Source organism: Streptomyces muensis, from assembly GCF_021474425.1.
GTDB classification, from domain to species: domain Bacteria; phylum Actinomycetota; class Actinomycetes; order Streptomycetales; family Streptomycetaceae; genus Streptomyces; species Streptomyces muensis.
This window is the reverse complement of sequence record NZ_JAKEIP010000417.1, coordinates 1-4,937: the sequence shown is the minus strand read 5'-3', so window position 1 is coordinate 4,937 and position 4,937 is coordinate 1. Positions and strand designations below refer to the sequence as shown.

Genomic DNA, 4,937 nt, shown 5'->3' with positions numbered 1-4,937 from the left:
GCCCCGTCGGCCAAGGCCCGCAACCGCCCGGCGCGCCGCCCCGCACCCTGCCCCGCTCCCGTGCGACGCGCCTGGTCATCCCCTACGTCGGCGTCGACGCCCCGCTCATCGACCTGCGCCTCGACAGCGAGCGCCGGCTGCCCGCGCCCCCGGAGGACGAGCCCGACGTCGCCGGCTGGTACGCGGACGGGCCCTCCCCCGGCGAGCCGGGCACCGCCATCGCCGTGGGCCACCTCGACACCAACACCGGCCCCGCCGTCTTCGGCGGCCTCGGTGAACTCAAGCGCGGCAAACGCGTCGAGGTCCGGCGCGCCGACGGGCGCAGCGCCGTGTACTCCGTCGACGCCATCAAGTCGTACGAGAAGGACAAGTTCCCCAACCGCGAGGTGTACGGCGCCCGCAAGCGCCCGGAGCTGCGGCTGATCACCTGCGGCGGCAACTACGACCGCAGGACCGGCTACTCGGGCAACGTCGTCGTCTTCGCCCATCTCATCGCGACCCGCGAGCCGCGCGCCGCGGCCGAAAAGCGCTGAAGCTGATCGTCCGCTTTCTCACTTGCCGGACCGCTCCGCCCGATCCCGCCCGTTGTCTTCCCTCACCCGCACACATTCCGTTAACTTCCGTGACTCACACGCCCCGTACGACCCGCACGAGGCGTTCGACCGCGGAGCAAATGAGCCCTCGGGGGCAGCCGTCATGACACGCGCCATATCCCTGCACGACGTCAGCAAGGCATACACGCGAGGCGTCCGCGTCGTGGACCGTTTCTCGCTGGACATCGAACCCGGCGAGTTCCTCGTCCTCCTCGGGCCCTCCGGCTGCGGCAAGTCGACCGTACTCAGGATGATCGCCGGGCTGGAGGAGATCGACGAGGGCGAGCTGCTGCTCGACGGTGAGTACGCCAACGACCTGCTGCCCGCCGCACGCCGGATGGCGATGGTCTTCCAGAACTTCGCCCTCTACCCGAACATGACCACCCGCGACAACATCGGCTTCCCCCTGCGCATCGAGGCACCCGGCGCCGACCCGCGCCCGCGCGTGGACACCACCGCCCGCATGCTGGGCATCGAGGACCTCCTCGACCGCTTCCCGGCCCAGCTCTCCGGCGGCGAACGCCAGCGCGTCGCCATGGGCCGGGCCATCGCCCGCCATCCCACCGCGTTCCTGATGGACGAGCCGCTGTCCAACCTCGACGCCAAGCTCCGCAACCATCTGCGCGCCGAGATCTCCGCCCTCACCCGCGAACTGGGCGTCACCACGGTCTACGTCACCCACGACCAGGCCGAGGCGATGTCGCTCGGCGACCGGGTCGCCGTCATGCGCGGCGGTGTCCTGCAGCAGGTGGGTACCCCGCGCACGGTCTACGCGCTGCCCCGCAACGTCTTCGCCGCCGCCTTCATCGGCACCCCGCGCATCAACCTCCTGCGCGGTGTCGTACGGGCCCCGCTGGACGGCGCGATGACCATCAGCCTCGGCAAGCAGTACCTCCGGCTGCCCGAACCGCTGACCCTGGACCACCAGTTGCTCCGGGTCCAGCAGGGCCGCGAGGTCATCGTGGGCCTGCGCTCGGAGGCGGTCCGGATCGGCCGGCCCACCTCCGCCCGGCCGGGCGAGGTGCACATCACGGGGCTGGTCGAGCATGTCGAGTTCCAGGGCCACGAGGTCCTCGTCCACTTCAACACCGGCTCACGCCCCGCCGTCGTGCCCGACCTGGAGGCCCCGCGCCCGGTACCCCCGGCCCGGCGCCGCCGCCGGGACGCCGGCACCGTCCTGGACCGGCTCCGCACCCGGGCGGGCGCGCTGCGCGCCGGGCCCGTGGTGACGCTGGAGCATCCGGCCGACGCGGGCCCCGAACCGGCGCCGCCCGAGGGCCGGCTCCCCGGCGACCTGATCGTCCGCACCACCCCTGACTTCGACCTCCGGCACGGCATGCAGGTCCCGCTCCTCGTCGACATCGCCCATCTGTTCGTCTTCGACCACCACGGGGAGCGGATCTGCCCGGATCCGGCGCGGCTGCCGGATCTGGAGGAGTGAAGGGCGCTCCGCTCGGGGGCCGGGAGGGGGGTGCCGCGCTGGGTTGTTGTTCGGCTGCGGCGCCGTTGTGGCTGGTCGCGCAGTTCCCCGCGCCCCTTCGGGGGCGCTGTCCCGCCGCCTGCCAGCCTTCTGATGTCATGGGACTCCTGGCGCACAAAAACTATCGCCGCTAGTTTATGTGCTGGACGTCAAGATGGCCCGCCCCGGAGGAAACGTCATGAAGGCACACGACGGTATGTACATCGACGGCGCCTGGCGCCCCGCCGCGGGCCCGGATGTGATCGAGGTGGTGAATCCGGCCGACGAACAGGTCGTCGGCCGGGTTCCGGCCGGCACCGCCGCGGACGTCGACGCCGCCGTGCGGGCCGCCCGCGCCGCCCTGACGGCCTGGGCCGCCACCCCGCCCGCGGAGCGCGCGGCGCGGCTCACCGCGCTGCGTGACCTCCTCGACGCGCGCAAGGACGAGATCGCCGAGACGGTCACCGCCGAGCTCGGCGCGCCCCTGAAGTTCTCGCAGGCGGTGCACGCGGCCGTGCCGATCGCGGTCGCGGGCTCGTACGCCGAGCTGGCGGCGACGTACGCCTTCGAGGAGAAGGTCGGCAACTCGACCGTGTTCCACGAGCCGATCGGTGTCGTCGGCGCGATCACGCCCTGGAACTACCCGCTGCACCAGATCGTCGCCAAGGTCGCCCCGGCGCTGGCGGCCGGCTGCACGGTGGTGGTCAAGCCCGCCGAGGACACCCCGCTGGTCGCCCAGCTCTTCGCCGAGGCGGTCCACGAGGCCGGCGTACCCGCGGGCGTCTTCAACCTGGTCACCGGTCGCGGCCCGGTCGCCGGCCAGGCGCTCGCCGAGCACCCCGGCGTCGACCTGGTCTCCTTCACCGGCTCCACGGCCGTCGGCCGGCGGATCGGCGCGGTGGCCGGCGCGGCGATCAAGAAGGTCGCCCTGGAGCTGGGCGGCAAGTCCGCCAACGTCATCCTGCCGAGCGCCGACCTCGCCACGGCGGTCAACGTCGGCGTCGCCAACGTCATGTCCAACTCCGGGCAGACGTGCAGCGCCTGGACGCGGATGCTGGTGCACCGGGACCAGTACGACGAGGCCGTCCAGCTGGCCGCGGCCGCCGCCGCGAAGTACGGCGAGCGCATCGGCCCGGTCGTCAACGCCAAGCAGCAGGAACGGGTGCTCGGCTACATCGAGAAGGGCGTCGTCGAAGGGGCGCGTGTGGTCGCGGGCGGCCCCGAAGCCCCGCGTGAGCTCGGGTACTACGTCAGCCCGACCGTCCTCGCCGACGTGACACCCGACATGACCGTCGCCCAGGAGGAGATCTTCGGCCCGGTCCTGTCGATCCTGCGCTACGAGGACGAGGAGGACGCCCTGCGCATCGCCAACGGCACCGTCTACGGCCTCGCGGGCGCCGTCTGGGCGGGCGAGGAGACGGAGGCGGTGGCCTTCGCACGCCGCATGGACACCGGGCAGGTCGACATCAACGGCGGCCGCTTCAACCCGCTGGCCCCCTTCGGCGGCTACAAGCAGTCGGGAGTCGGCCGCGAGCTCGGCGCACACGGCCTGGCCGAGTACCTGCAGACCAAGTCCCTCCAGTTCTGAGCCGGTTCTGAGCAAGTTCAAGGGAGCCTCCCCCATGGCCGTCCGTGCCGCCGTCCTGCCCGCCATCGGTGCCCCGCTGGAGGTCACCGCGATCGACCTGCCCGATCCCGGACCCGGCCAGGTCCGCGTCCGCCTCGCCGCCGCCGGCGTCTGCCACTCCGACCTCTCCCTGTCCAACGGCACCATGCGCGTCCCCGTCCCCGCGGTCCTGGGCCACGAGGGCGCGGGCACGGTCGTAGCCGTGGGGGAGGGAGTCACGCACTTCGCGCCCGGCGACGGAGTCGTCCTCAACTGGGCCCCGTCCTGCGGAAGTTGTCACGCCTGCGGGCTCGGCGAGGTCTGGCTGTGCGCCAACGCCCTGAACGGCGCCGCCGACGTCTACGCCCGTACCGCCGACGGCACCGACCTCCACCCCGGTCTGAACGTCGCCGCGTTCGCCGAGGAGACGGTCGTGTCGGCCGGCTGCCTCCTGCCGCTCCCCGACGGCATCCCGCTCACCGACGCCGCCCTGCTGGGCTGCGCCGTCCTCACCGGCTACGGCGCCGTGCACCACTCGGCACGGGTCCAGCCGGGCGAGACGGTCGCGGTGTTCGGCGTCGGCGGCGTGGGCCTGGCCGCCCTCCAGTCGGCCCGGATCGCGGGCGCGTCGAAGATCGTCGCCGTCGACGTCTCCCCGGAGAAGGAGGAGCTGGCACGCGCGGCCGGCGCCACCGACTACGTGATCGCCTCCGAGAACACGGCCCGCGAGATCCGCGGCCTCACCGGCAAACAGGGCGTGGACGTCGCCGTCGAGTGCGTGGGCCGCGCGAGCACGATCCGTACGGCCTGGGACTCCACCCGCCGCGGCGGCCGCACCACGGTCGTCGGCATCGGCGGCAAGGACCAGCAGGTCACCTTCAACGCCCTGGAGATCTTCCACTGGGGCCGCACCCTTGCCGGCTGCGTCTACGGCAACTCCGACCCGGCCCGCGACCTGCCCGTCCTCGCCGAGCACATCCGCGCCGGACGACTGGACCTCGGCGCGCTGGTGACGGAACGGATCCCCCTGGAGGGCATCCCGGCGGCCTTCGAGAACATGCTCGCGGGGAAGGGCGGCCGGGCGCTGGTCATGTTCTAGCCCCCTGCCCGCCGAACGCCCCGGCCCCCGCGGGAGGCCGGGGCCTCGGGCATGCCCGGAGCCGGCCGCCCTGCCCTGCACTCCGTGCCATGTACAGGCAAAACTGCTGCTGTGCGACCCGTTGACGTCCATACCGTCCGGTCAGTACGTTCCCCGGAACCCGAGCCACCCCCCGTTCCG

General features: G+C 72.8%; 4 protein-coding genes. All 4 read left to right on the top strand.

Annotated features, from left to right (window positions below):
- A partial coding sequence (locus tag L0P92_RS42140) for a class F sortase (RefSeq protein ID WP_234768428.1) occupies positions 1-533 on the top strand: 533 nt, incomplete at its 5' end.
- Positions 534-696: 163 nt separating this feature from the next.
- Positions 697-2,034: an ABC transporter ATP-binding protein gene (locus L0P92_RS42135; RefSeq protein WP_234768427.1), complete on the top strand. Its 1,338-nt coding sequence runs from the start codon at positions 697-699 to the stop codon at positions 2,032-2,034.
- Between the two features lie 217 nt (positions 2,035-2,251).
- Positions 2,252-3,640, top strand: a complete 1,389-nt coding sequence (locus L0P92_RS42130; protein WP_234768426.1) for an aldehyde dehydrogenase family protein — start codon at positions 2,252-2,254, stop codon at positions 3,638-3,640.
- Positions 3,641-3,674: 34 nt separating this feature from the next.
- Positions 3,675-4,757 carry a Zn-dependent alcohol dehydrogenase gene (locus tag L0P92_RS42125; RefSeq protein ID WP_234768425.1) on the top strand — a complete coding sequence of 361 codons (1,083 nt, stop codon included), beginning with the start codon at positions 3,675-3,677 and terminating at the stop codon, positions 4,755-4,757.
- Positions 4,758-4,937 lie beyond the last annotated feature (180 nt).